This is a genomic window from Flavobacterium cutihirudinis (assembly GCF_003385895.1).
Classification (GTDB): domain Bacteria; phylum Bacteroidota; class Bacteroidia; order Flavobacteriales; family Flavobacteriaceae; genus Flavobacterium; species Flavobacterium cutihirudinis.
The window spans coordinates 897,037-920,244 of sequence record NZ_QRDQ01000007.1 but is presented as its reverse complement, the minus strand read 5'-3'; the positions used below and the strand labels follow the sequence as shown (position 1 = coordinate 920,244).

General features: G+C 35.0%; 22 protein-coding genes. 6 read left to right on the top strand and 16 right to left on the bottom strand.

The features are described from left to right. Positions 1-76 precede the first annotated feature (76 nt). The 5 genes from BD847_RS04005 (at position 77) to BD847_RS20795 (ending at position 6,019) form a co-directional block, all read left to right on the top strand. A complete protein-coding gene (locus BD847_RS04005; RefSeq protein WP_115886974.1) occupies positions 77-1,840 on the top strand; it encodes an amidohydrolase in 1,764 nt (587 codons plus the stop codon). A 358-nt stretch (positions 1,841-2,198) separates the two neighbouring features. After that, positions 2,199-3,212, top strand: coding sequence for an MBL fold metallo-hydrolase (locus tag BD847_RS04000; RefSeq protein ID WP_115886973.1), 1,014 nt, complete (start codon positions 2,199-2,201; stop codon positions 3,210-3,212). 2 nt (positions 3,213-3,214) lie between these two features. Next, positions 3,215-4,582 (top strand): alginate export family protein, encoded by a 1,368-nt coding sequence (locus BD847_RS03995; protein WP_115886972.1) that lies wholly within the window; start codon positions 3,215-3,217, stop codon positions 4,580-4,582. Between the two features lie 204 nt (positions 4,583-4,786). After that, on the top strand, positions 4,787-5,737 hold the full coding sequence (locus BD847_RS03990) for a polysaccharide deacetylase family protein (protein ID WP_115886971.1): 951 nt from the start codon (positions 4,787-4,789) through the stop codon (positions 5,735-5,737). A gap of 117 nt (positions 5,738-5,854) precedes the next feature. Continuing rightward, positions 5,855-6,019 carry a hypothetical protein gene (locus BD847_RS20795; RefSeq protein ID WP_167443816.1) on the top strand — a complete coding sequence of 55 codons (165 nt, stop codon included), beginning with the start codon at positions 5,855-5,857 and terminating at the stop codon, positions 6,017-6,019. 305 nt (positions 6,020-6,324) lie between these two features. Here BD847_RS20795 and BD847_RS03985 read toward each other — a convergent pair whose 3' ends face one another. Next, complete coding sequence (locus BD847_RS03985) at positions 6,325-7,506, bottom strand: MFS transporter (protein ID WP_115886970.1); 1,182 nt, start codon at positions 7,504-7,506, stop codon at positions 6,325-6,327. Positions 7,507-7,650: 144 nt separating this feature from the next. Continuing rightward, positions 7,651-9,075, bottom strand: a complete 1,425-nt coding sequence (locus tag BD847_RS03980; RefSeq protein WP_115886969.1) for an amino acid permease — start codon at positions 9,073-9,075, stop codon at positions 7,651-7,653. A 345-nt stretch (positions 9,076-9,420) separates the two neighbouring features. Between BD847_RS03980 and BD847_RS03975 the strand changes: the two genes are divergently transcribed. Continuing rightward, the gene (locus BD847_RS03975) at positions 9,421-10,305 is read left to right on the top strand and encodes a helix-turn-helix domain-containing protein (protein ID WP_115886968.1); all 885 of its coding nucleotides are present in this window, start codon (positions 9,421-9,423) and stop codon (positions 10,303-10,305) included. A gap of 300 nt (positions 10,306-10,605) precedes the next feature. On the opposite strand, the gene BD847_RS03970 is transcribed toward BD847_RS03975, so the two are convergent. The 14 genes from BD847_RS03970 to BD847_RS03905 form a co-directional block, all read right to left on the bottom strand. Further along, positions 10,606-11,832, bottom strand: a complete 1,227-nt coding sequence (locus BD847_RS03970; RefSeq protein WP_115886967.1) for a RidA family protein — start codon at positions 11,830-11,832, stop codon at positions 10,606-10,608. A 62-nt stretch (positions 11,833-11,894) separates the two neighbouring features. After that, positions 11,895-12,698 carry a DUF2490 domain-containing protein gene (locus BD847_RS03965; RefSeq protein ID WP_115886966.1) on the bottom strand — a complete coding sequence of 268 codons (804 nt, stop codon included), beginning with the start codon at positions 12,696-12,698 and terminating at the stop codon, positions 11,895-11,897. A gap of 12 nt (positions 12,699-12,710) precedes the next feature. Continuing rightward, positions 12,711-14,753, bottom strand: a complete 2,043-nt coding sequence (locus BD847_RS03960) for a TonB-dependent receptor (RefSeq protein WP_115886965.1) — start codon at positions 14,751-14,753, stop codon at positions 12,711-12,713. Between the two features lie 11 nt (positions 14,754-14,764). Continuing rightward, positions 14,765-15,658, bottom strand: coding sequence for an urea transporter (locus tag BD847_RS03955; RefSeq protein WP_115886964.1), 894 nt, complete (start codon positions 15,656-15,658; stop codon positions 14,765-14,767). A gap of 33 nt (positions 15,659-15,691) precedes the next feature. After that, positions 15,692-16,390, bottom strand: a complete 699-nt coding sequence (locus BD847_RS03950; protein ID WP_115886963.1) for a hypothetical protein — start codon at positions 16,388-16,390, stop codon at positions 15,692-15,694. A 7-nt stretch (positions 16,391-16,397) separates the two neighbouring features. Then, positions 16,398-17,195 (bottom strand): urease accessory protein UreD, encoded by a 798-nt coding sequence (locus BD847_RS03945; protein ID WP_115886962.1) that lies wholly within the window; start codon positions 17,193-17,195, stop codon positions 16,398-16,400. Between the two features lie 4 nt (positions 17,196-17,199). Then, positions 17,200-17,838, bottom strand: coding sequence for an urease accessory protein UreG (gene ureG, locus BD847_RS03940; protein WP_111376005.1), 639 nt, complete (start codon positions 17,836-17,838; stop codon positions 17,200-17,202). A 55-nt stretch (positions 17,839-17,893) separates the two neighbouring features. After that, complete coding sequence (locus BD847_RS03935; RefSeq protein WP_115887339.1) at positions 17,894-18,583, bottom strand: urease accessory protein UreF; 690 nt, start codon at positions 18,581-18,583, stop codon at positions 17,894-17,896. Position 18,584: 1 nt separating this feature from the next. Beyond that, positions 18,585-19,088 carry an urease accessory protein UreE gene (gene ureE / locus BD847_RS03930; protein ID WP_115886961.1) on the bottom strand — a complete coding sequence of 168 codons (504 nt, stop codon included), beginning with the start codon at positions 19,086-19,088 and terminating at the stop codon, positions 18,585-18,587. After that, the gene (locus tag BD847_RS03925) at positions 19,088-19,675 is read right to left on the bottom strand and encodes a hypothetical protein (protein ID WP_115886960.1); all 588 of its coding nucleotides are present in this window, start codon (positions 19,673-19,675) and stop codon (positions 19,088-19,090) included. Before BD847_RS03925 ends, ureE begins: the two co-directional genes overlap by 1 nt. Positions 19,676-19,758: 83 nt before the next feature. After that, a complete protein-coding gene (ureC, locus tag BD847_RS03920) occupies positions 19,759-21,480 on the bottom strand; it encodes an urease subunit alpha (protein WP_115886959.1) in 1,722 nt (573 codons plus the stop codon). Further along, positions 21,477-21,848, bottom strand: coding sequence for an urease subunit beta (ureB, locus tag BD847_RS03915; RefSeq protein WP_115886958.1), 372 nt, complete (start codon positions 21,846-21,848; stop codon positions 21,477-21,479). Before ureB ends, ureC begins: the two co-directional genes overlap by 4 nt. Positions 21,849-21,864: 16 nt before the next feature. Continuing rightward, the gene (gene ureA, locus BD847_RS03910; protein WP_115886957.1) at positions 21,865-22,167 is read right to left on the bottom strand and encodes an urease subunit gamma; all 303 of its coding nucleotides are present in this window, start codon (positions 22,165-22,167) and stop codon (positions 21,865-21,867) included. 349 nt (positions 22,168-22,516) lie between these two features. Further along, positions 22,517-22,828, bottom strand: coding sequence for a hypothetical protein (locus BD847_RS03905; protein WP_115886956.1), 312 nt, complete (start codon positions 22,826-22,828; stop codon positions 22,517-22,519). Positions 22,829-23,208 lie beyond the last annotated feature (380 nt).

Sequence of the window (23,208 nt, the reverse complement as noted above, 5' to 3'; positions counted from 1 at the left end):
CTTCAATCCCGATAGCTATCGGGAATGTTTCTATGTGTTGAAATAATTACCCTCAACGGATTAAATAACTAAAATCATGAAAAATCTACTATTATCAATATTGTTTTTTGTTGGGCTTTTATCTCAAGCCCAACAAAAAGCAGATTTAATTATCTACAACGGAAAAATTGCAACAATGCAAAAACAAAACGAATTTGTTCAGGCAATTGCAATAAAAGACGGAATTATTCTGGATACAGGAACCGAAAAAAATATACTATCAGTCTATAAATCATCGGAAACAAAATTAATCGATGCCAAAGGAAAAACAGTAATTCCGGGATTGAATGACAGTCATATGCATGTGATTAGAGAAGGTTTAAACTACAATGCTGAATTGCGCTGGGATGGTGTAAAAACCTTAAAACGCGCCATGGAAATGCTGAAAGAACAAGCGGCAAGAACTCCCGACGGTGTTTGGATAAAAGTTATTGGCGGTTGGAATGAATTTCAGTTTGAAGAAAAAAGACAGCCTACAATCGATGAAATCAATGCTGCCGTTCCTGATAAACCGGTCTTCATAACCTATTTATACGGAAAAGCTTTTTTGAATAAAAAAGGAATTGAAGTTCTGGGTTATACAAAAGATACTAAATACGAAGGAAGCCTTTTAGAACAGGATGCTAACGGAAATTTAACGGGGTTAATGTATGCCAAAGAAACGCCGAAAGCGATTTATATGACAATGGGACTTACAACGAAATTAAGTCCGGAAGAACGTGTAAATAGTTCGATTCAATACAATCACGAACTCAATCGTTTTGGGCTTACAAGCGTAATTGATGCTGCGGGCGGAAGTCAAAATTTCCCTGCTGATTATGTTACTTCTCTAGAATTGGCGAAGCAAAACAAACTGAGTTTAAGAATTTCCTATTATTTGTTTGCACAGCAAAAAGGCAAAGAATTACAAGATTATGAAAAATGGGTTGCTACAACTCAAATCAATAAAAACGATAATTTGATTGTTGCCAATGGTTATGTTGAAGAAGGTGCCGGAGAAAACATCGTGGCTTCTGCTGCTGATTTTGAAAATTTCCTAGAACCTAGAATTGTTTTATCTGATGAAATGGAAAAAGATTTGGAGCCCATTATTCGCTTATTAGCTAAAAACAAATGGCCTTTCAGACTTCATGCAACTTACGGCGAATCGATTGACAGAATGTTGAATGTTTTTGAAAAAGTAAATAAGGAAATTCCGTTTAACGGATTGCGTTGGTTTTTTGATCATGCTGAAACGATTACACCTTCGGAATTGGAACGTGTTAAAAAACTTGGTGGCGGAATTGCAGTGCAGTTCAGAATGTATTATCAAGGCGAATTGTATAACAAATTGTACGGCGCTCCAAAAACACAATTACCTCCAATTAAAAAAATGCTCGAACTCGGAATTCCGGTTGGCGCGGGAACAGACGCTACACGAATTTCAACTTTCAATCCGTGGATGTCATTGCATTGGCTTCTTACAGGAATAACAATTGGCGGTATGCAGTTCTGGCCAAAAGATCAGATTTTGGACAAATTCACAGCCTTGCAATTATATACTTCTGGAAGTGCGTGGTTCTCTGGTGAAGAAAAAGACAAAGGAAAATTAGTAAAAGGAATGTATGCCGATTTAGCGATTTTGTCTGATGATTATTTTTCACTAAAACCAGATGATATCAGAAAAATCGAATCGGTTTTGACGGTTGTTAACGGAAAGATTGTTTACGCTTCCGCGGAATATAAAGCGTTGAGTCCGGAAATTCCAGCTGTAATTCCAGATTGGTCTCCGGTGAAATATTTTGGAGGTTACCAAAAATAATGGCATGTTGAATGAAATGAGAATTGCACGCAGATGACGCGGATTTAAGCAGATTGACACTGATTTTTTTTAAAATTAATCTGCGAAAATCTGTTTCATCCGTTCAATCCGTGGGCAAATTGCTAATTGCACGCAGATAACGCGGATTTGAGCAGATTTAAACGGATTATTTTTTAAGTATGATAGTTCGAGATGACAACAAAAAAGCAATTTGTTTCTCTTTAGCCCTGATCGCAGTGATATCCTTTGCTTTTTTTCTTTAAAAAAGGAAAGATATAACGGAGAGCAGGAACCATGCATCCAAAAAAGCCAAATGCATTTGCTTCTAATAAAAAATTGACCACTAAAAAAAACAACCATGAAAAAGATAAATACTATTTTAATACTACTGATTATGCTGTTTCTATTACAGCATACGTATGCACAAATGCCAATGCCACCCGAAGTTCCAATTTGGGATGCTAATAAAGTGACTTTACAACTGCATAAAATATCCGAGAATGTTTATGCTGTTTCGCCATCAACAACTGAGACAGAAACTACAAAGGGAATTCCGCAGGCAACTTCTGCGGGGTTTATTGTGGGCGATAAAGGCGTTTTGCTAATTGAAACGATGTTGAGCAAAAGATTATACGATCAACTGTATAAATTGATTCGTTCGGTGACGCAAAAACCTATTGTTTATGCTGTAAATACAAGCGATCACGGCGATCATTGTTTTGGAAATTATCTTCTTCCGAAGGAAACTATTCTGATACAAAACGAATTCTGCAAAGAAAACCTTTCCAAGAATTACGAGGGAATCAAACAATTTATGATTATGCTTTTTGGAAAAGACCGCGGGATAGAGCAAAGTGTATATCGTCCTGCAGATCTTACTTTGGCCGTTAATCAAAGTTTAAAATTGGATTTAGGCGGAGGAAAAATTGTAGAAATCATTAATGTTGGAACTGCACAATCTCCAGCAGATTTATTTGTATTTCTAAAAGATTCAGACAAAAATGTATTGTGGGCGGGAAATCCTTTTATTGCCGAAAGTCCAGCAATTCCGTGGCTTTTTGATGGTTATTTTTTGGAACCGGTTCAAAATCTTCAAAAAATTTATGATATGATTGGCGACAATGATGTCGTGGTTCCGGGACACGGAAGAATTACCAATAAAAAGGGAATCAAATTTACGATTGATTATGTAAATGCTTTAAAGAAAAATGTTGAAGACGCGGTTAAAAAAGGCGAAACATTAGAACAAGTTAAAGCAAATGTTACCATGAAAGACTTTGACAAAGGTTATGTGCTTTTTAACTGGTTGCATTACAATTTCAATATTCCGAACGCTTACAACGATATTAAGAAAAACAGTTTAGGCAAATAGCCATGAAAAAATTTATTCTATTATTTCTTATTTGTATACAGCTTCATGCTCAATCCTATCCCGATTTTAAACCATTGCGTTTTGACGAGAATTATGAAGTTTTACAAAAAGATACCGTTAAAAATAATTGGTATAAAACGATGAAATATCTGCCTCTCTCCTCCTCGGGGAAAACGTATTTGAGTTTTGGAGGAGAAGTAAGATATCAATATTTCTACGCCAAAAATGAAAAATGGGGAGATGATCCTGTTGATCACGACGGCTATATTTTAAACCGATTTTTGCTTCATGCTGATTTTCATGCCAGCAAATTTTTCAGGGCTTTTGTACAACTTCAAAGCAGCAATGCCAACAGCCGAATTGATCCGAGTCCGGTTGACAGTGATCCGCTGGAAGTGCATCAGGGTTTTGTGGATTTTAATTTGATTTCAGAAAAAAACAAACTGCTCGTTTTTAGGGCTGGAAGACAAGAATTAAGTTATGGCTCACAGCGTTTAGTTGCCGTTCGGGACGGACCAAATAATCGTCAGTCGTTTGATGGTGCAAAAGCTATTTTAGGTTTTAATAATTATCGAGCCGATTTATTTTACAGTCATTATGTAGTGGCGCAAGATGGCATTTTTGATGATTATTCGAATAAAAAAAGACAGTTTTGGGGAAGTTATTTTGTGATCAATAAAATTCCAGCCATCAAAAATATTGACCTTTATTATTTAGGCTACCAAAGAGCAAATGCGAATTTTGATGATGCAAGCGGAAAAGAACTTCGGCATTCTGTTGGAACCCGAATTTGGGGAAAATACGACGAATGGCGTTATGATGCCGAAGCGGTTTATCAATTTGGCGATATTGAATCGAAGGATATCAAAGCTTGGACGGTTTCTCTAAACACTGGCTATCGCTTTACATCGGTTGTTTTACATCCTGAATTTGGTTTTAAAGTCGAATTAATCAGTGGAGATAAAACAAATGGAGACAACAAATTAAACACTTTTAATCCATTGTTTCCGCGAGGTGCTTATTTCGGTTTGGCTTCGGTTATTGGTCCTTCCAATTTGGTTGATTTTCATCCTTCTATAAGTTTAGAATTGTCAAAAAACATCGATTGGGTTATTGATTATGACATGTTTTGGAGATACAGCAGTGAAGACGGAATTTACGGTCCCAACACAATTATGATTTATCCGGGAGATTCGACAACCGCGAAAGAAATTGGAAAACAACTGGAAAGCGAAATTATTTACACTCCAAATCAATATCTGTATTTTAGAGTTGAAGCAACTTGGTTTCAAGCAGGAGATTTTTTGAAAGCGGCAAGTGCAGGAAAAAATATGTTTTTTACTGGAGTTACTATGCAACTTAAGTTTTAAAAATGCAATTAATTTAAACACATAGAAACATAGATTTGATAACCTGTGAAAGGCGTTTCACTTACATTAATAAACATAGCTATGTGTTAGAAACTAGTTTCTTTCAATATACTTTGATAAGAAAAATAAAATCTATGTTTCTCTGTGTTTAAACCTATTTTCAATCAAATTCTTTGTTTTAGTTACAATTAAAACATTCATACAATGACAACAAGAAGAAATTTTATAAAAATGGCTGGCTTAACGGGCGCCGCAGTAATGGCAAATCCTGTTGATACTTTTTCAAATGCTATAAAAGAAGAAAAAATGGAATCAGAAGTACAAAATAAATGGTTAGACGGTTCACGGTTGGTTGTTTCAGTTTCTATGCAGTTTGAAGCCGGCGGACAACCAGAAAATGCAGAAAGTCCGTTTCCGCAAAATATGCAAAAAGGTTATATAGATCAGCCTGCTTTGACTTGGTATCAATACGGTTATAAAGAAGGAATTCCGAGAATGCTTGACAATTGGGACAAACATGGTATAAAAGTTACTTCGCATATGGTCGGTTCGGCTGTTTTGCAAAATCCGCAACTGGCAAAAGAAATAGTACAACGAGGACATGAAGCGGCGGCGCATGGCATGAATTGGAGTTCTCAGTACGCTATGTCTTATGAAGAAGAGAAAAAATTTATTAAAGCTGGTGTTGATGCCATAAAACAAGTTACTGGATTTACGGCTGTTGGATATAATGCCAATTGGCTTAGACGTGGAGAAAATACAATTAAAATTCTGCAGGAATTAGGTTTTACCTATCACATCGATGATTTAAGCAGAGATGAACCTTTTATTATTCAGGCCAATAAAAAAGATTTTGCGGTTGTACCCTACACTATTCGTTCTAATGATATTGTTTTGATTGAGGGCAAAAACTTCTCAACGGATCAGTTTTTCAATCAAGTAAAAGCAGAATTTGATCAGCTTTATGCTGAAAGTGAATCGAAACGCAGACAAATGTCTATAAGCTTTCACGACAGGATTGGCGGAACTCCTCAAATGGTTAAAACAACATCTGATTTATTAAATTATATCAAAAGTCATAAGGGAGTTTCTTTTAAAAGGAAAGATGAAATTGCAAAAATGACTTTAGAAGACAAAACCTCGATTCGAGAGTAGCGAAATTAAAAGAAACTAGAGATTATATTTATCATGTAGGTTTTGCAGGATAAGACAGCACAAAAAAATTAAGCGGTCAAAGATGGTTCTAAAATTATTTTTTGATGATTAGTTAACTTGTATCACAAGCATGAAGACGAACCAGATTTTGATCGCGAATTTTTACAAGGTATTAGTTATGATTACATCGAAAATACAGTTGATTTAGAAACTGAAGAAGAAGATACAGATGAATATAATGACAACTTATGGGATGCAGATATATATGACCCTTATCTATAATCGACTATTTTTAAATGGTAATTCTTAGCAGATGTCTGCATGTTGATGTGTCAAAATATATGCAATTAGTTTTATCAACAAATCGAATTGACCCTTACAATTTATGAGAAAATAGCTATTGCTTCAATTTGATTCCCGTAAGCTATTTGCTTTAAAATTTAACCGAAAATTCGCAAGGCTGAAATCAATACAAAGCTTTGCGAATTTTGTGTTTTTATAAATTCCAATATGTCTAAGAATCTTAGCAAACTTTGCGATTAAATCATTGGTCAATGCAAAGTTTGTAGAAGGAATATTTTACTGCGTTATATTAATTTGATTTTTCTTTTATTTCTTGCCCAAAAAACAAGGTATACAATTCCTAAAAATAGCACTACTATATCAAATCTAATAATCTGTGGTATACGATTAATTTGATCGTTATAATAAGTTCCTCCCAAAAGTGCTCCGCTTCCAATTCCTAATTCCATAGAAATATACATGGTAGCAACTGCTTTTCCCCGGTGTTCAGGATTACTCATATCTATAGTCCATGCGCTGATTGCTGGTGACAAAATTCCTGTACCGATTCCGTAAATTCCTGCTCCAACCAATAACATCTGAATATCTTTGCCTTCGCTTATTACAAGAAGTGCAATAGAAGTTACGATTAATCCCGCCATGATAACTTTAGGTCGCCCATGTTTGTCTGAAACTTTTCCTGCACCAAAACGAACTAAAACTGACGCGACTGTAAAAGCGGTAAAAAATATACCTTTATTAACTGCTCCTAAATGTTCGCTCCAATCTGGAATTAAAGTTAATATTAGTCCGAAGGCAGTATAAGAAAGAAAAGTGATAATTCCTGCGGGGAAAACATTTCGATCTACAATATCTTTTCGTCCAATATAAAACATCGATTTGTTAAGTTTCTCTTTTACTATAAGCGTTTCTTTCATATTAAATACAATAATAATCGATAAAAACGCAAGAAAAGAAGAACTGTAAAACATTACATTCATTCCGTAGGCATTTACAATCATACTTCCTAATGCAGGACCAAGTGCACCTCCAATACTAAAACATAATCCATGCATTCCCAGAGCTTCTCCCCATCTTTTTTGCGGAATAATATCTGCAACGTAAGCAGAAGTCGATGTTGGTTTGAATCCTGTAGAAAAACCATGTACTAAACGCAATAATAGAAATCCTGAAACTGAACTTAAAATTGGATACAGAAAGCCGCAAATTACACAAACCGAAGATCCAATTGCCATAACAGGAACTCTCCCCCATTTGTCTGTTAGTTTTCCACTAAAAGGCCGGGATATAGCAGCCGTCAAGGTAAATAATGAAATAATTAGACCTTTATATTCTGCACCTCCAAGACTACTTAAGTAATTTGGAAGTTCAGGAATCATCATATTAAAACTTGAAGAAAAAAGTAAAGAACTTAAACAAAGTAAAATAAATTGAAACGTGTAGATTGATTTTTCTTTTTCTAACATTATTGAATTATAATTTAATCATTGCAAAAGCAAATAGGTATTAAAATTGAAAAATATTAAAACAATTCCAATTGACTACTCGGATAATCAATTGCGTAAAATTTAAGAATCAATCTTAATAATTTAACTCTATATATAAAGCTATTATTCTTTTGCTTTAAAAATCTTACAAAAAATAAAAAGAATAATCAGCCAGATAGGAATTAATTCTACAGATAACTTCATATCAGTCATCCACATGATAGATAAAATACCCAATAAAAACACAAAACAGATGTAATTACTTACTGGATAAAATAGGGATGCAAACTTAGTTTTTACGTTTTCCTTGTCTTTCGTGCGTCTAAACTGCAAGTGCGTATACGAAATCATAACCCAGTTAATAACTAAACAAGACACTACTAAAGACATTAAAATACTAAAAGCCTCCTCTGGAATTACTTTATTGATTAAAATACAGATAGCAGCAAAGCAGGAAGAAATTAAAATAGCATTAACCGGCACCGATTGTTTGTTTAGCTTCTTCAAAAACTTTGGAGCACTACCTTGATCTGCTAAACCAAATAACATTCGTGAATTACTATATACACTACTATTATACACAGACAAAGCGGCAGTTAAAACAATTAAATTCAACACATTAGCAATAAGACGAGTAAAATATATTTTGTTGCCAAACAATTCAAATTCCATTCCGTTTAGATTCTGAAAAACCATTACAAACGGGCTACTGTCTGTGGTAATTTGTCGCCAAGGTGACAAGGCAAATAAAATGACCAATGCACCAACATAAAATATAAGGATTCTATAGATAACCTGATTGGTCGCTTTTGGAATGTTTTTTTCTGGATTTTCGGCCTCAGCAGCCGTAATTCCAATTAGTTCTAAACCACCAAAAGAAAACATAATTAAAGCCATTGCTGATAATAATCCTTGAAAACTGCCATTAGCATTTTTTTCAAAGAAACCTTTTGGAAAAAAACCTCCATCGTTATATAAATTATGAATAGTAGCGTGTTCTCCTCCAGTCCCGCTTATCAATAAGTATGTTCCAAAAAGAATCATGGCAATAATAGCAACAACTTTTATAATTGAAAACCAGAATTCTGTTTCTCCATACACTTTTACAGAGGCAAAATTCAAAGCATTTATAATTAAAAAGAAAAATAAACTAGATGCCCAGAGCGGAATTTCAGGCCACCAAAACTGTACATAAACTCCAATGGCAGTAAGTTCGGCCATGCTGACTAAAATGTACAAAATCCAATAATTCCAACCGGATGCAAAACCCGCAAAAGAACCGCAATATTTGTAGGCAAAGTAGCTAAAACTTCCTGAAACAGGTTCTTCTACAACCATTTCACCAAGTTGTCTCATTATAAAAAAAGCGATAATTCCGGCAATAGCATATCCTAAAATAACTGATGGTCCTGCAAGTACGGCCGCTGGACCAATACCAAGAAAAAGACCTGTTCCTATTGATCCGCCTAAGGCAATTAACTGAATGTGGCGATTGGTAAGCCCGCGTTTAAGCTGAGTTGCTTCTACGTCTTCATGTTTTTCTTTCACAAATTTGTTTTTTAAAATAAGTTAAATGTACTCAGAAATGTATAAAAAGCGAAGATAAGTTAAAAAAGGAATCATACAAACTGCACTAATAAAGAAAAGACGATTTATAATTATTTTAGCATTATTTTCAGCAAAATTCTGAGTCCTACTTTAAAAACCAACAAAATCAGTAAACATAAGGGTTACGGTCATATTTTTGGATAACTTTAAGAGAAAAGCCAATAAAAATAGCTTAATTTAGTATTTCGCTTTTAACTATATATTCCATTTTAAGAATTAACTTTTAATGGCTGCGTTTAAGTCTATACAGTTTAAATCAAAGCTATATTACAAAATCAGGTTTATATGAAAAACAACCCTAAATTACTTAGTAATTATGAATACAAGAAGTTCTTTCTTCCTGATATAACCACTCACAATCTCTTTAATAATTCCAACGTACAGCTCTACAGAATTGAAAACTATCTAAAGAAAATTGTAATCCCCGTTAATCCGTATCAAACGACTTTTAACTTTCTGATTTTTGTCACAAAAGGATATGTAAAACAGCAGCTGGAAACATCAGTTTTTGAAATAAATGCTAATCAGGCGCTTAGTATTAAACAAGGAAATTTTACGGCAACATTAGAAATTTCAGATGATGTTGAAGGTTTTTTTGTTATCTATGAAAACGAGGTCATTACTGAAATTTCATTGACAACAAGCGATTTAAATTTCTTTTACACTTCTCCCTTCTCTATTTTAAATCCAAACAAAATTAATTGGCTTATTCGTTTATTTGAATTGTTGGAAGAAGAATTAAATGAAGCAGAACATATTAATGCGGTCACTACATCGCTTCTTCAATCGGCTTTATTGAAAATTATACGAACAGAAAACACAAATAACAAATCACTCAGTCGTGCAAGCTTTATTTCTTTTCAGTTTAGAGAATTGGTACAGAAAAATCATATTGAGCAGAAAAACATAGATTTTTATTCTAATCTATTAAAAATATCAGATAATTATTTGAACAAATGCGTCAAAGAAACTACTGGAAAAGCACCAAAACAATGGATAAACGAAATTACCATTCAGCACAGCCAAATTCTTTTGCAAGATAATTCGAAAGAAATAGCAGAAATAGCGTTTGAATTGCATTTTCAATCTCCATCCTATTTTTCGCGCATGTTTAAAAAAGTAGCAGGAGAATCTCCTTCTGACTACCGATCAAAATTTTTAAATATTTAAACACATAGAAACATAGGTTTATTGCTTGTGTTGAAGATTAAAAGAAAAAGCTAACTTTAACACATAGTTCTACATGTATAATCCTTAGTAACAATCCTTTAATACACTATTAAAGATTATGATTCTATGTGTTTAAAAAATAATTTCGTCTAAGCGCGCGGATAAATACGGATATTTAATAAATCCCTTTTACTTAAAAAAAAAACGAAAACGCTTAAACAGGATGTTTTAAAATCCTGTTATAAGCGTTTTTTGTCTAAAAAAGACTCTACTTAAAAAATATAAACTTTACCTCTTAAATTAAGCTGGCGTACCTTCACTGTTAGAAACAACAGCATCAACTTGGATTAAAGCATCCAAAGGAATTGCCGAAACTCCAATAACTGTTCTTGCAGGCAAGTCACCATTAAAAAATAAAGTATAGATTTCGTTTACAGCATTAAGATCTTCAATGTTTTTAAGCTGAATATTTATTTTAACAACATCATCCATTTTGTGATCGATGCTTTCTAAAATTGCTCTGATATTATTTAAACATTGTTCTGCTTGCTCTTTAATTCCGCCATTAACGATTTGATTCGTTTCTGAAATTAATGGTAATTGTCCTGAAATGTGATTGTAATGAGAATAAGCAACAGTATGCGAATATGGAACTTTTGGTGCGTTTTCGGTATTGTTTGCCTCAATTACTAAGAAACGCGCATCTTCTGGAAGTTGCGGAGGAGTTCCGTCACCATGTGAGACTGCAGTATCAATCTGCACCAAAGCATTCATTGGCAAAGCCGAAGCGCTAACAATTGTTCTCGCTGGAACATAGTTTGGAAAGAATTTCGTAAAAACGTCATTTACAACCTCAACATCTGAAATGTCCTTAAGAAAAACAGTCGTTTTAACTACATCATTCATCACATGTCCAATACTTTCTAGAATGGCTTTAATATTTTCTAAACATTGTTCAACTTGCTCTTTTACGCCACCCGCAACAATTTTACCAGATTGTGGATCAATAGGCAATTGAGCTGAAATATTACTATAATGAGAAAACGCTACATTATGTGCGTGCACACTCTTTGGTGCGTTTTCTGCGTTTCTAGTCACTTTAACAAGATCTAATGCTTTTTGTGGAGTTGTTCCCTCGCCGTTTGAGATAAGAGCATCTATTTGCAATAAAGCACCATCAAGAGGTAAAGCCTCTACTGCAACAGTTGTGCGAGTAGGAAGACTGCTTTTGAAGAATGTTTTATATACCTCATCTACTGCTTCTATATCAGAAATATTCTTTAAGAAAACAGTTAGTTTTACTGCATCATCCATAACATGGCCAATGCTTTCTACAATTGCTTGAATATTAGTCAAGCATTGTTTTGCCTGCTCTTTAATACCGCCGTTAACAATTTCTCCAGTTTTAGGATCGATAGGCAATTGCGCCGAAAAATTGTTGTAATGAGAAAATGCTACTGTCTGCGTTGAAAATGGGCTTTTTGGCGCTTTCTCTGTGTTTCTCGAGTTCTTTTTAATTTCGCTCATAAATTTGTTTGTTTTTGTGTTTTAGTTATTACTTTTTTATGTACTTCTTATTTATTAGCTTATCATACCCCAAAAGGATTTTTCCAAATTATATCTAAAGCCAAATAATTCACATCTGAAATGTCAGACCCTTTTCCGATAAGATTATACATATAGCCTATGTCGAAAATAAATGGAATTTCATGTGGACTGAGTGAGTAGTAAAGTGTAAACCTGCTTTCTTTGTAATCAAATTTTGACCACTTCTTCTCCGGTTCATTTTCTTTACTGATTGCAAAAAGAACTTCGGCACCTCCAATAATATGATGTGTTTTAGTGCTTCCTAAATCTAGGCTTAACTGTGTTTTAAGACGAGTCCGCAACTGAAAATTCTCTTCGGTATTACTAAAATCAGGATTGAAAAATTTCCTGAATTCTTGTCTAACAGTGTTTTTCCATTTCAACCCATTACCTTCCATGATATAAGAATAGCGGCCGTAGATTCTAAATTCCTGTTCAATTGCAGGATTCAATTCCTCATATGGTGCTTCAGAATCGTAATTATTAGATCTTCTGTAGCTTAACGCATAAGAGTATTCCCAATTCTTGTTGTAACGATTTGAAATTTCCTCATTGATTACCAGAATTGCCATTTTAGAAAATGGATTACTCTCATCTGGACTACTCTTTTGGCCAAAGCCTACATAAGTAGTCGATTCTTTTTGTTTTAGTGAGTCCAAAGATTGCCTAACGCCAAAGGCAAACCAAGAAGCGTTCTTTCCTTCTCCCAAACCTGGCGGACTTAACTGTGCGAATGATTTACTAAATGTGACCACAAAAATGACCACTGCCAATAGCAATTTGCTTTTTGCAGACACGTTTTTCATATTTTCTAAAGTTTAAAATTTGTAACTTATTCCTGCTTTTACAGCGAAAGGGGTACCGGGAGTAAAACATAATTCTGATACCGAATTTGCCTCGTCTTTAAGTCTGGTTTCTGTTTCAAATTGTGCTTCGTTCCATTGTGTGTTAAAGATGTTTTGAAACTGCAGATTTAACTCCCAACTTTTTTTGCCATACGCCAACACAAGATCATTAACGAAATACCCTCTTGTTCTGACTGAATTATCTTCGATGGCTGGACGTGAATCCATATAGCGATATCTCAGATTTGCAGAGAAACCCGAAGGAAGTTTGACTGCCACGCCACCAGTGCTGGTAAAGGTTGGAACTAATGGAATATAATCTTCTCCCTTTGGTTCATCAATAAAACGGGCGTGGGCATAATTTAGTTCTACGTCTAGATAAAGCCAAGAAATAGGCTGATATCTTAAACTCAAATCAAAACCTAAACGGCGTGTTTTTCCTGACGGTTCTATAACAGCTTCGTCTCCAACATATACAAATTCCTGTTGCAAATACATATGCCAGATCGCTGGCTGAATAATCATATTGGCTGTTGGACGAAGAATGACTCCAAGATCGCTCCCGAAAGAATAAGGAAGAATCTCTTTTCCGTCTTGCGCCACAACAACTCTAACATCGTTGGAGTGAAATCCAAAACCAGACTTAATATACCATTGCACATTTTGGTTCTGTGTATACGAAATATTCAATTTTGGACTTACTCTAGCCGCCGAAGCTTCTTTCGCCGCAGGTAAACTAGCAAGACGATCGTGAAGACTAAAAGTAAAATAGTCCAACCTTGCCGATGGATTAATGAGCCATTTTCCCACTCTATAATCAAGTGAAGTATAACCATGGACATTGACTTCTGTAGCAGATCCATCAGACAATCTATCTAACAATAAATCACGCTGATAGACATGATTTAATTGTAAGTCCTTAATGTCATCAAAACGAAATCCTGCTCCAGAGGTCCAAGTCATATTGCTGTTCTCAAATGCAAATCTTCGGACATACTTATTTTCAAGGCCATAAATAGAACGATTATCCGTTTGCTGAATCTCATCTCCATAAACAGGATCATTCAGATAAAAGGTAAAATTCGAAAACAGATTAAAATTGTATTTAGAATAAAATAAATTGCTCGAAAACTCTTCATTTTCATTAGCTAAGTATCTATAATTTACCGCAAGATTTGTTCTCGAGGTACTTCCGCCTTCGGTTGGATCTATAGATCCCCATCTGCTTATAATTCCTTGTTCTACTGCTCTTTCGGGAATTTGTCCTGAGGCATTCCAGCCTGAACTAAACGAAGATCCTAAAATGGAGATATATTGCTTTTCATCAATCCACTGACTGTACTTCGCTAAAAAATTAATGCGTGTAAAATCCTGTTTGACATCAAACGGTCCATCGGTATAATTGAATTCACCCGCTACATAGAAACTTTTGTCTTTGTCATTTTTATTTATAAGATTAAGCATTGTAACTGCTCGCATCGTATTAAACGAACCTCCTTCAATCTTAAAAAGGTTATTTTCTAATTTGTCATACGTACTAAAATTTACATAACCCGAGGTATTAAAATCTCCTTTATCGGCATAATAAGATCCTTTACCAAAATCGATATCTTTAATCGTTTCGGGAATTAGGAAATGTAAATCGGCATATCCCTGACCATGCGCATGTGAAACTATGTTTACTGGCATTCCGTCAGCTATAACGCTGATATCGGTTCCATGATCATTATCAAAACCTCGCAAAAATATTTGTTCTGCTTTACCGCCCCCAGCATGCTGTGCAATAAACAGTCCCGGAACTTTACGCAATAAATCTTGTGCAGAATTTACGGGAGCCATTTTTAAATCAACTTTCATTATTTGTTTTCTGAAGTCGATATTACTGATAACTATTTTGCTCAGATGCACTGTGTCTGCTTCTGATTTATTTACTTCTAATTTATTTGCTTCTTGAGCCAATGCGCTTTGTACTGTTAACAATACTATTACAATCGCTGTAAAAAGTTTGTTTCTCATTACGATTTATTTTATTTTATAATTGATGGCTCTTGTTTCTGATTTTTATTTTCAAAATGGCTCACTAGTTTTTTTAGGGACACAATCACCCACATCGATAAAACAAATGGAAACGTTAGTGTAATCCATCCGTTATGCATCATAAAAATGTCAAAGTATGTTGCTATGACTACTGATAGTAATACATACAATCCATCTCTCGGTTTTGTTCCGCTACAGGCAATTCCGCATAGAACAGCGTTGAAACTAAACATTCCGTCTTCTATTAATTTTACAGAATCCTGGTCAAAATGTGCAATTGCTCCTGCAATTACCGCTGCAACGAATCCGTATAATGCAGCTGTTGGATTATTTAGAAAAACCCCTATAAAAAACAGTAAGCCTGCGGCAATAGTTCCTTGAAAAATCACTTCGCTATAGGCATGAGCTGCTACCTCAAAAACTTCAAGTTCATCCATCTCTACGTTAACTGCGGGAATTCTTGCAACGGCTAATCCAAAGTGTTGAATACTCAACACTGCAACCACAGTAATTACTATAAAAGGAAAGGTAAAAAAGGGTATTTTTTTACGAATAGAAAATTCCATAAGCAAGGTGCTCATTACAGATCCAATTACAATTAAAAACCATATTAGTGGACTAGTTTCAAAAAAGAAAGCCAATCCTACTCCAATTAACGTTGCATTAAATCCGTATAAACCCGCTTTTATATTTTCGTTACTAAACTTGCAGATTTTTGCTGTTGCAGTAGCAACGATGCAACTCATCAAAGCGGCAAGCCCCATAAGCAGAGAATCATAAGATATTGCAATTAAAAATAATAAACCAGTCCAGGCGCTTTCCTGAAGCATGATTTGACCAATGCCCTTGAGCACAGTTTCTATTATTGTTTTTATTTTTTTCATTTGTATATTTCTAGAAATAAAAAATTATTTGAATTACCAGCCTAAAAAGACCATACCAATACCACAAGCTAAAACTACCGCTCCACTAATTGCGGGAGTATAACGTTCGAATTTTTCGGTTTTGAAAAAAGAGTAGCCGTAAACTCCCAATAACACCATTCCGAGCATTGTGAGAACTGTACTTAGTGTAAAAACACCAATAATTGTGGAAATTTCAATAACTGACCGGTTCAGTCCGGAATAGAATAATAAAGGGATTAATGGCTCGCTTGGTCCCATCACAAAAATGGCAAACAAAACCAAAGGCGTCACTCTAACTCGATTTGTTGGCATGACCACTTCGCCATGTTTATGTGAAAACACAAATACATCTTCACCCATCACATCAAAATGTTTGTGCGCTTTGTTCTTGTATGCAGCCCAAAGTCCATAACAGAGGTAAATGGCACCAAATAACAGCAAAGCCCAGCTTGCAATATTGCCTCTAAAATCTTGGAAAAATGTTATTTTATTGATTTGCCATCCTAAAAAAACACCGATAAATCCTAAAACTACCGAACTCAGAATATGTCCAAAACCACAAACTATTGTAAGCATAATTGTCTTAGACATACTCCATTTTCTCGATCTTGATAAAACAATAAATGGCAAATAATGATCCGGACCAGAAGCCGTATGAAAAAAGCTGATGCTGATCGCTGTAATTGATAATGCTATTAAATTTGAATCCATAAGTTGTCTAAATTTGTATTGCTATTTTTTCTTCCCAAAGCACATCCTGCACTTTTCTGAAAAAATCAAACATTTGCTCTCCTCCATTTCCCAGAATTCTAATCACAAAACCATTTGCTTCTAGCTTACTGATTCCAAATGTTACATTTTCCAATTCTTCCAATTCTTTAAAAAAGAATTCAATATTTTCTTCCAAATCATCCCCTTTTGTATTAATGTATACTAAAGTTCCTTGATGCGTAAAGCCTTCCAACAAACCCATAGCTGATAAAGGCATAATATCTGGTCTTAACAAAACGTTGTCCTTTAGAATAAGTCTATCGTGATGATAAACCTCTAGAAGATTTTGAAAATGAGCATATTTGAAAGTTTCTCCATGATGTTTACGTCCACAAGTAATAATTTCGCTTATTGTCAAATCACAATCATCCTCGATGTTAATCTTATTATGACTTTTAAAAGTTGAATCTTCATGAGGTACTACGGGATGAGGAACATATGAAAAAGAAGTTCCTTTCTCCATTTTTACATCCATGATTTGCGAAGCACTGCCTTCCATATTAAACAATCGCTGATAGGATTGTGACTGCAATTGCAAACGAGCATTTTCTTTTACATTTACCTGTATGTCATAAGTATCACCGCTTAAGATTCCCGGCGATGAACTCATAATCATCAAATACGAAGCGCCATCAGATTTGTATTGTCCCACAGGCATAATCCTGAATGGCTGTGTTACGTATGCATCTCTTAAAAATGATTCCCCTTCTCTTTCTTCTATTTCTATTTTTAGGGTACTTACCATTTGATTAGCGAATTAAATTTGGTTCTTCGATATCTTCCAACAATGCATATTTCTTGATCCAGCCAATAACTTCATCAATTCCTTCAGTAGATCTCAGGTTTGAAAACACAAATGGAGCACCTTTTCTCATTCTTCTTGCATCATTTTCCATCACTTCTAAACTTGCTCCAACATATGGCGCTAAGTCAATTTTATTAATCAAAAGCAAATCTGATCTTGTAATACCAGGTCCGCCTTTACGAGGGATTTTTTCTCCTTCGGCAACGTCAATTACGAAAATTGTCACATCGGCTAAGTCTGGTGAAAAAGTTGCTGAAAGGTTATCTCCACCACTTTCAATTAGAATTAATTCGATATCTGGAAAGCGTGAAACCAATTCATCAACTGCTTCCAAATTCATGCTCGCATCTTCGCGAATTGCCGTGTGAGGACAACCTCCCGTTTCTACTCCAATGATTTTCTCTTTTGGCAAAAGACTATTTTTTACCATAAATTCGGCATCTTCTTTCGTATAGATATCATTTGTGATTACGCCTAAATTATAATCGTTTAGCATTTTTCGGCTTAAACGTTCTAACAATGCAGTTTTTCCTGATCCTACAGGTCCTGCCACTCCTACTTTTACATATTTTCTAGTTTCCATTTCTTTGTTTTTTTATTCTTTCTTTCTTCTTTTCTCTTTCTTCTTTTCTCTATTCCTACGACATGTACAATCTTGAATAAAGTCTCTCGTGCTGCATGCATCGAATATCAAAAGCGATGCTGCAAAGACCAACAAGTTCTCTGTCTATTGTTAAGGTTTCTTTTGCTAATTTTTTAATCAGCGGTTGTAATTCGAATAAAACATCTTGCCCGTCTAATTGCCCTAAAGGCACTAGCTTAACCGAATTAGTAATCATTCCGATCGCGGCATTGTAATAGAATGCGAATAAAGCTTCGTCTAGTGGAATTTCTAGTAACTGTGCGTACAATCCAAAAGCGATGCAATAATGCGCAGATGCTTCTTTATTAGTAATCGCAAGTTCATAATCGCTAATAAGATCAAAAGCTTTCTGTCTTCGAAAAATCTTGATTAATCGAATTCCTAGTTTCTGACTTGCCTCTCGTATTTCACGCGGACTCTTTAAAGCGCTGCATTCCTGATCTAGTTTAATAATCGCTTCTAAATCATTATTTGCTGCAGCTATATAAGCAAGTTTTAAGAAAGATGCATCATTATACTTAATGTTATACATTAACATATTTATTACAAATTCTTTTGCTGAAGTCACTGAATTTACTGCTTCATCCTGAACGTAAGTCTCCAATCCATTCGAGTGTGTGTACCCTCCAATTGGTAAAGTAGGATCTGCCAGATGGAGAAGACTTCCTAAATAAGTATTTTCTATATTAGTCATTTGAAGAAGCCATATTTAGGATTTTTGTAAAAAGAGATGAATTTCCGTGACCGTGAGGCGCTACATTTGATTTCAGCAAATGCAAAAGCTTTATCTCTTGTTTTTCTGGTTTATAACCACTGGCTTCAAGCCATCGAAACATTGGCATTTCAAAAGGCATCATGATCTGATCATTCTGAATGAATAATGGAAGATGTTTGTTTCCAATTTCATAACAAATGGTTCCCATTTCTAATAAAGACGAAGGTGTCATTACGATCGCTTCACAAGGTTTGATGTTCACAACGATCGCTTTTTTATCATCCTGATAAAGAATATCATCTTGATTCAATCGCTGTCCTTCCTGAATAAACTTAATCGCAATTTCTGTCCCTGAATTTGTTCGCTTGCGCTGAATTCTCTTAGTCGTTTCAAACCACTCAATTTCCAGAAGATCTATCTCAAGACCTTCAGTTAAATGTGTTTTTGTATTACCTATTATCTGTTGTATAATCATTATTTCGATTTTTTAAGGGAAATGTTTTTTGAAACTCCTAATCCGAATGTTGAACCATTTATTCCAGCAACAAATGTTCGATTGCTCGTTTTATTTGCATCGTTTCCTGTAGTATTTTCATATGATAATTCACAGAACTTGGCTTTAAGCGCCCATCCATGACCAAGAAATACGGCAACAATTGGATAGATTCTTCCCAGATAGCCATTGTAGCTATAAGATCCTGCAGTATTCATAAGGGTATTTCCCCATACGTAATGTGCATCAGCCTGTGCGATGATGGCAAAGTGATCTCCAATATTCCAGGAATCGCTGTAAAAAGGACCAATTTCGTGTTTGGAATCAGTAAGATCTCCTAATCCGTTTTTCTCTCTATCGAAAGCATAGTTCATCCCTGCAACGACATGATCATTAAAAAAATATCCTACTCCAATTGGGTTTGCACCAAAACTGCTCCCAGTATTATTATTGTCTTTATAAGTTAAAGAACCGTAAAGCATTAAAGATCCTTTCTGCGCATGAACCGTTGTTAAACTGGCACATGTTAGAAGAAGAATTAAACCCAAATTAATTTTCCAATTATTCATAAAATTCTTTTTTGGTGTTTTTATTCTAATCTTACTGCAACAAAATAGATTGTCGCAGTAAGAAGTAGAATAACAGTTATTAATTAAAACAGATAGTATAATTGTGCTAATGGAAGTTTATCGACTGGTTCGCAAGTGATTTTCTCTCCATCGATTGTCACAGTATAGTTTTCAGCATTTACCATAATTTCCGGAGTTGCGTTGTTATGAATCATATCAGCTTTTCCAATATTTCTGCAATTTGAAACCGCTAATAATTGCTTTTCCAAACCATATTCTTCAGCAATATTATTATCGATACCAGCTTGAGAGACAAAGGTGAACACCGTTTTAGTTAATGCTTTTCCGTAAGTTCCAAACATATTACGCATAATAATAGGCTGCGGTGTCGGAATAGAAGCATTAGCATCCCCCATTTTGCTTGCAGCAATAAAACCTCCTTTTACAATAATTTCTGGCTTAACCCCAAATAAAGATGGTTTCCAAATTACCAAGTCAGCAATTTTACCTGCTTCTATTGATCCAACATAATTAGAAATTCCGTGTGCGATTGCAGGGTTGATTGTATATTTAGAAACATATCTTTTTGCACGATAGTTGTCGTTTTTGTTTGCTGCGTCTTCAGCCAAATGACCTTTCTGTTTCTTCATTTTATCTGCCGTCTGCCAAGTACGAGTAATTACTTCGCCTACACGCCCCATAGCTTGCGAGTCTGAACTCATAATACTGAACACTCCCATATCCTGAAGCACATCTTCTGCTGCAATCGTTTCAGGGCGAATACGTGAATCGGCAAAAGCCACATCTTCCGGAATTTTTGGACTCAGGTGATGACAAACCATCAACATATCCAAATGCTCATCTATAGTATTTGTTGTATAAGGTCTAGTTGGATTGGTAGATGCTGGCAATACATTTGGATACATTGCAGCTTTGATAATATCTGGCGCGTGACCACCACCCGCTCCTTCAGTATGGAATGTATGAATAACACGTCCCGCAATAGCATTCATAGTATCTTCAAGAAATCCTGCTTCGTTAAGCGTATCGGTGTGAATGGCTACTTGAACATCATATTTATCCGCTGCTTTTAGAGAAGCATCTATAACCGCAGGAGTTGCTCCCCAATCTTCGTGGATTTTTACTCCTAATGCTCCAGCTTCGATTTGTTCTTCAATTGGAGCTTCCGTAGCCACATTCCCTTTTCCGAAGAAACCAACATTTACAGGAAATGCTTCTGCAGCCTGCAACATTCTCTTAATGTTATGTTTTCCTGGCGTAACTGTTGTAGCGTTTGTACCATCAGCAGGGCCAGTTCCACCACCTATCATCGTAGTAACTCCACTATACAAAGCCGTTTCTATTTGAGTAGGACTAATAAAGTGAATGTGCGTATCAATTCCTCCAGCTGTAACAATATATCCATGTCCGCCATGAACTTCTGTTGAAGCTCCGATGATCATCCCAGGTGTAATATTGTCCATGGTATCTGGATTTCCCGCTCTGCCAACTCCAACAATTTTCCCATTTTTAATACCAATATCTCCTTTTACAATTCCCCAGTGGTCAATAATCGTTGCACCGGTAATTACAAAATCTAGAACACCTTCATCACGCAAAGCAGTTGAAGATTGGCACATCCCGTCTCTAACGGTTTTTCCTCCACCGAATTTTGCTTCATCTCCATAAGAACAGAAATCTTTCTCAATTTCTATAATAAGGTCTGTGTCTCCTAAACGTATCTGATCTCCTACTGTTGGACCAAAAATACTTGTATAATTTTTTCTAGTTACTTCTAAACTCATGATTTCACATTTTTAAATTTTCCTTCTTCTAAGCGTTCTAATGCAAGAGCTTTATTATGCGGAGATAAGTCTCCGTCTACTAAATTGTTGTGTCCAAAAAGACGTTGGTTTCCTCCAAATTGAGTCAATTCAACTTCTTTTTCCTCTCCTGGCTCAAATCTCACTGCTGTACTGGCAATAATATTTAATCGCATTCCGAATGCCTTTTCTCTGTCAAAAGACATCATTCTATTCACTTCAAAAAAGTGAAAATGTGAACCTACCTGAATTGGTCGGTCTCCGGTATTGGTAACTTTTATAGTTAACGTTTCACGGCTATCATTACAAATAATAGCACTCTCTTTTAATATAATTTCTCCTGGAATCATTGTTACTTTTTTAAATTTATCGCACTGGATTGTGCACAGTTACTAATTTGGTTCCATCAGGAAATGTTGCTTCAATTTGTATATCATGAATCATTTCCGCAACGCCATCCATTACATCTTCTTTGCGAAGCAGCGTTGCACCATATTGCATTAATTCTGCTACGGTCTTACCGTCTCGCGCGCATTCCATTAATTCACTGCTAATAAGAGCAATGGTTTCAGGATAATTTAGTTTTAAGCCACGGGCTTTTCTCTTTTGAGCTAGTTCGCCAGCTGTATGCAGCATAAGCTTCTCAACTTCTCTTGGTGTTAAATGCATAGTAAAATATTTTGGGTTATGTATATAGAAATCTGCATAACTGATCTCTTTTTTAGATCAATAATGATTTCTTTAGATTAATAAAAATGGATTAAATTTTTGGCAAGAGTTGCCCTTTCCAAATAGTATTCTATTTGAATAAGTTTAGTGGTATTTTTTAAGGAGGATGTGCTATTGTCTTATCTAACAGCAAAATGTAAATATGTAATAATCACTTATAGAAATTAAGTGTTTTACATTTTCTGCTGAAATATTGGCGTGCTTCCTTATTGATGATAAAAAATCTACATTTTACCATGAGCACAACGCACTAAATTTCAATTTAGTAGACAATAAAAATTAAAAAAAATTAAATGTGGATTTTCAAGCTGTGAAATAGGATATTTCGTGACATGTTTCTAAAAGGAATTATGTTACGTTCCGATAATCCCTGACTGTTCAATTTTATATTTTCGATATAAACAAAACAATCATCCTTTAAGCTTTTGAAATAAAAATTAAGCGGAGAAGCAGGCAAAGAACTGTTGCATTTCTCCGTTTCTGAAGTATTCTCCAATAAAACAAATTTTAACTCATCAGAATCTGAAAGTGCTTTATTAACTACAGCTTTATTAGTAGTTAACGACTCAAGAACTGATTCCGTTCCTATGTGAGTATTCAATCTCTTCACAATGCAGTTGCCATAACTACTTGGGATAGTTAATAGACAAATTTGTAAGAATAAGATGTAAGCTAACTTCATCGAGAAGATTTCAATTGTTAGAGAATTGTTCTTTTATATTCGCAAATTTAGTGGGGTTGAAATACAATTGAGTAGCACAAATCTTGACTTTTCTTTTCCAAATTTGCAGATAACAGAATTTTAACACTATTTTCTATTATTTACTTATTTGGCTAAATGAACCTTTACTTTTCCTCCTCAAATCCAAAGATCATTCCATACAGGAACTAATTTGTTGCATAAATTGAGACATTCAATTTGCTTTCAACCACATATAATTACCAAATTCAGTCGAAACAAACAAAAAGCATAGAATTTTC

Excerpts from the sequence above, each read along its gene's own strand:
- ureA (WP_115886957.1), bottom strand. The coding sequence starts at position 22,167 with ATGCATTTAACACCAAGAGAAGTTGAGAAGCTTATGCTGCATACAGCT.
- ureB (WP_115886958.1), bottom strand. The coding sequence starts at position 21,848 with ATGATTCCAGGAGAAATTATATTAAAAGAGAGTGCTATTATTTGTAAT.
- BD847_RS03945 (WP_115886962.1), bottom strand. The coding sequence starts at position 17,195 with ATGGTAAGTACCCTAAAAATAGAAATAGAAGAAAGAGAAGGGGAATCA.
- BD847_RS03955 (WP_115886964.1), bottom strand. The coding sequence starts at position 15,658 with ATGAAAAAAATAAAAACAATAATAGAAACTGTGCTCAAGGGCATTGGT.
- ureE (WP_115886961.1), bottom strand. The coding sequence starts at position 19,088 with ATGATTATACAACAGATAATAGGTAATACAAAAACACATTTAACTGAA.
- BD847_RS04000 (WP_115886973.1), top strand. The coding sequence starts at position 2,199 with ATGAAAAAGATAAATACTATTTTAATACTACTGATTATGCTGTTTCTA.
- BD847_RS03985 (WP_115886970.1), bottom strand. The coding sequence starts at position 7,506 with ATGTTAGAAAAAGAAAAATCAATCTACACGTTTCAATTTATTTTACTT.
- BD847_RS03960 (WP_115886965.1), bottom strand. The coding sequence starts at position 14,753 with ATGAGAAACAAACTTTTTACAGCGATTGTAATAGTATTGTTAACAGTA.
- BD847_RS03950 (WP_115886963.1), bottom strand. The coding sequence starts at position 16,390 with ATGGATTCAAATTTAATAGCATTATCAATTACAGCGATCAGCATCAGC.
- BD847_RS04005 (WP_115886974.1), top strand. The coding sequence starts at position 77 with ATGAAAAATCTACTATTATCAATATTGTTTTTTGTTGGGCTTTTATCT.
- BD847_RS03965 (WP_115886966.1), bottom strand. The coding sequence starts at position 12,698 with ATGAAAAACGTGTCTGCAAAAAGCAAATTGCTATTGGCAGTGGTCATT.
- BD847_RS03975 (WP_115886968.1), top strand. The coding sequence starts at position 9,421 with ATGAAAAACAACCCTAAATTACTTAGTAATTATGAATACAAGAAGTTC.
- BD847_RS03970 (WP_115886967.1), bottom strand. The coding sequence starts at position 11,832 with ATGAGCGAAATTAAAAAGAACTCGAGAAACACAGAGAAAGCGCCAAAA.
- BD847_RS03995 (WP_115886972.1), top strand. The coding sequence starts at position 3,215 with ATGAAAAAATTTATTCTATTATTTCTTATTTGTATACAGCTTCATGCT.
- BD847_RS03990 (WP_115886971.1), top strand. The coding sequence starts at position 4,787 with ATGACAACAAGAAGAAATTTTATAAAAATGGCTGGCTTAACGGGCGCC.
- ureG (WP_111376005.1), bottom strand. The coding sequence starts at position 17,838 with ATGGAAACTAGAAAATATGTAAAAGTAGGAGTGGCAGGACCTGTAGGA.
- ureC (WP_115886959.1), bottom strand. The coding sequence starts at position 21,480 with ATGAGTTTAGAAGTAACTAGAAAAAATTATACAAGTATTTTTGGTCCA.
- BD847_RS03925 (WP_115886960.1), bottom strand. The coding sequence starts at position 19,675 with ATGAATAATTGGAAAATTAATTTGGGTTTAATTCTTCTTCTAACATGT.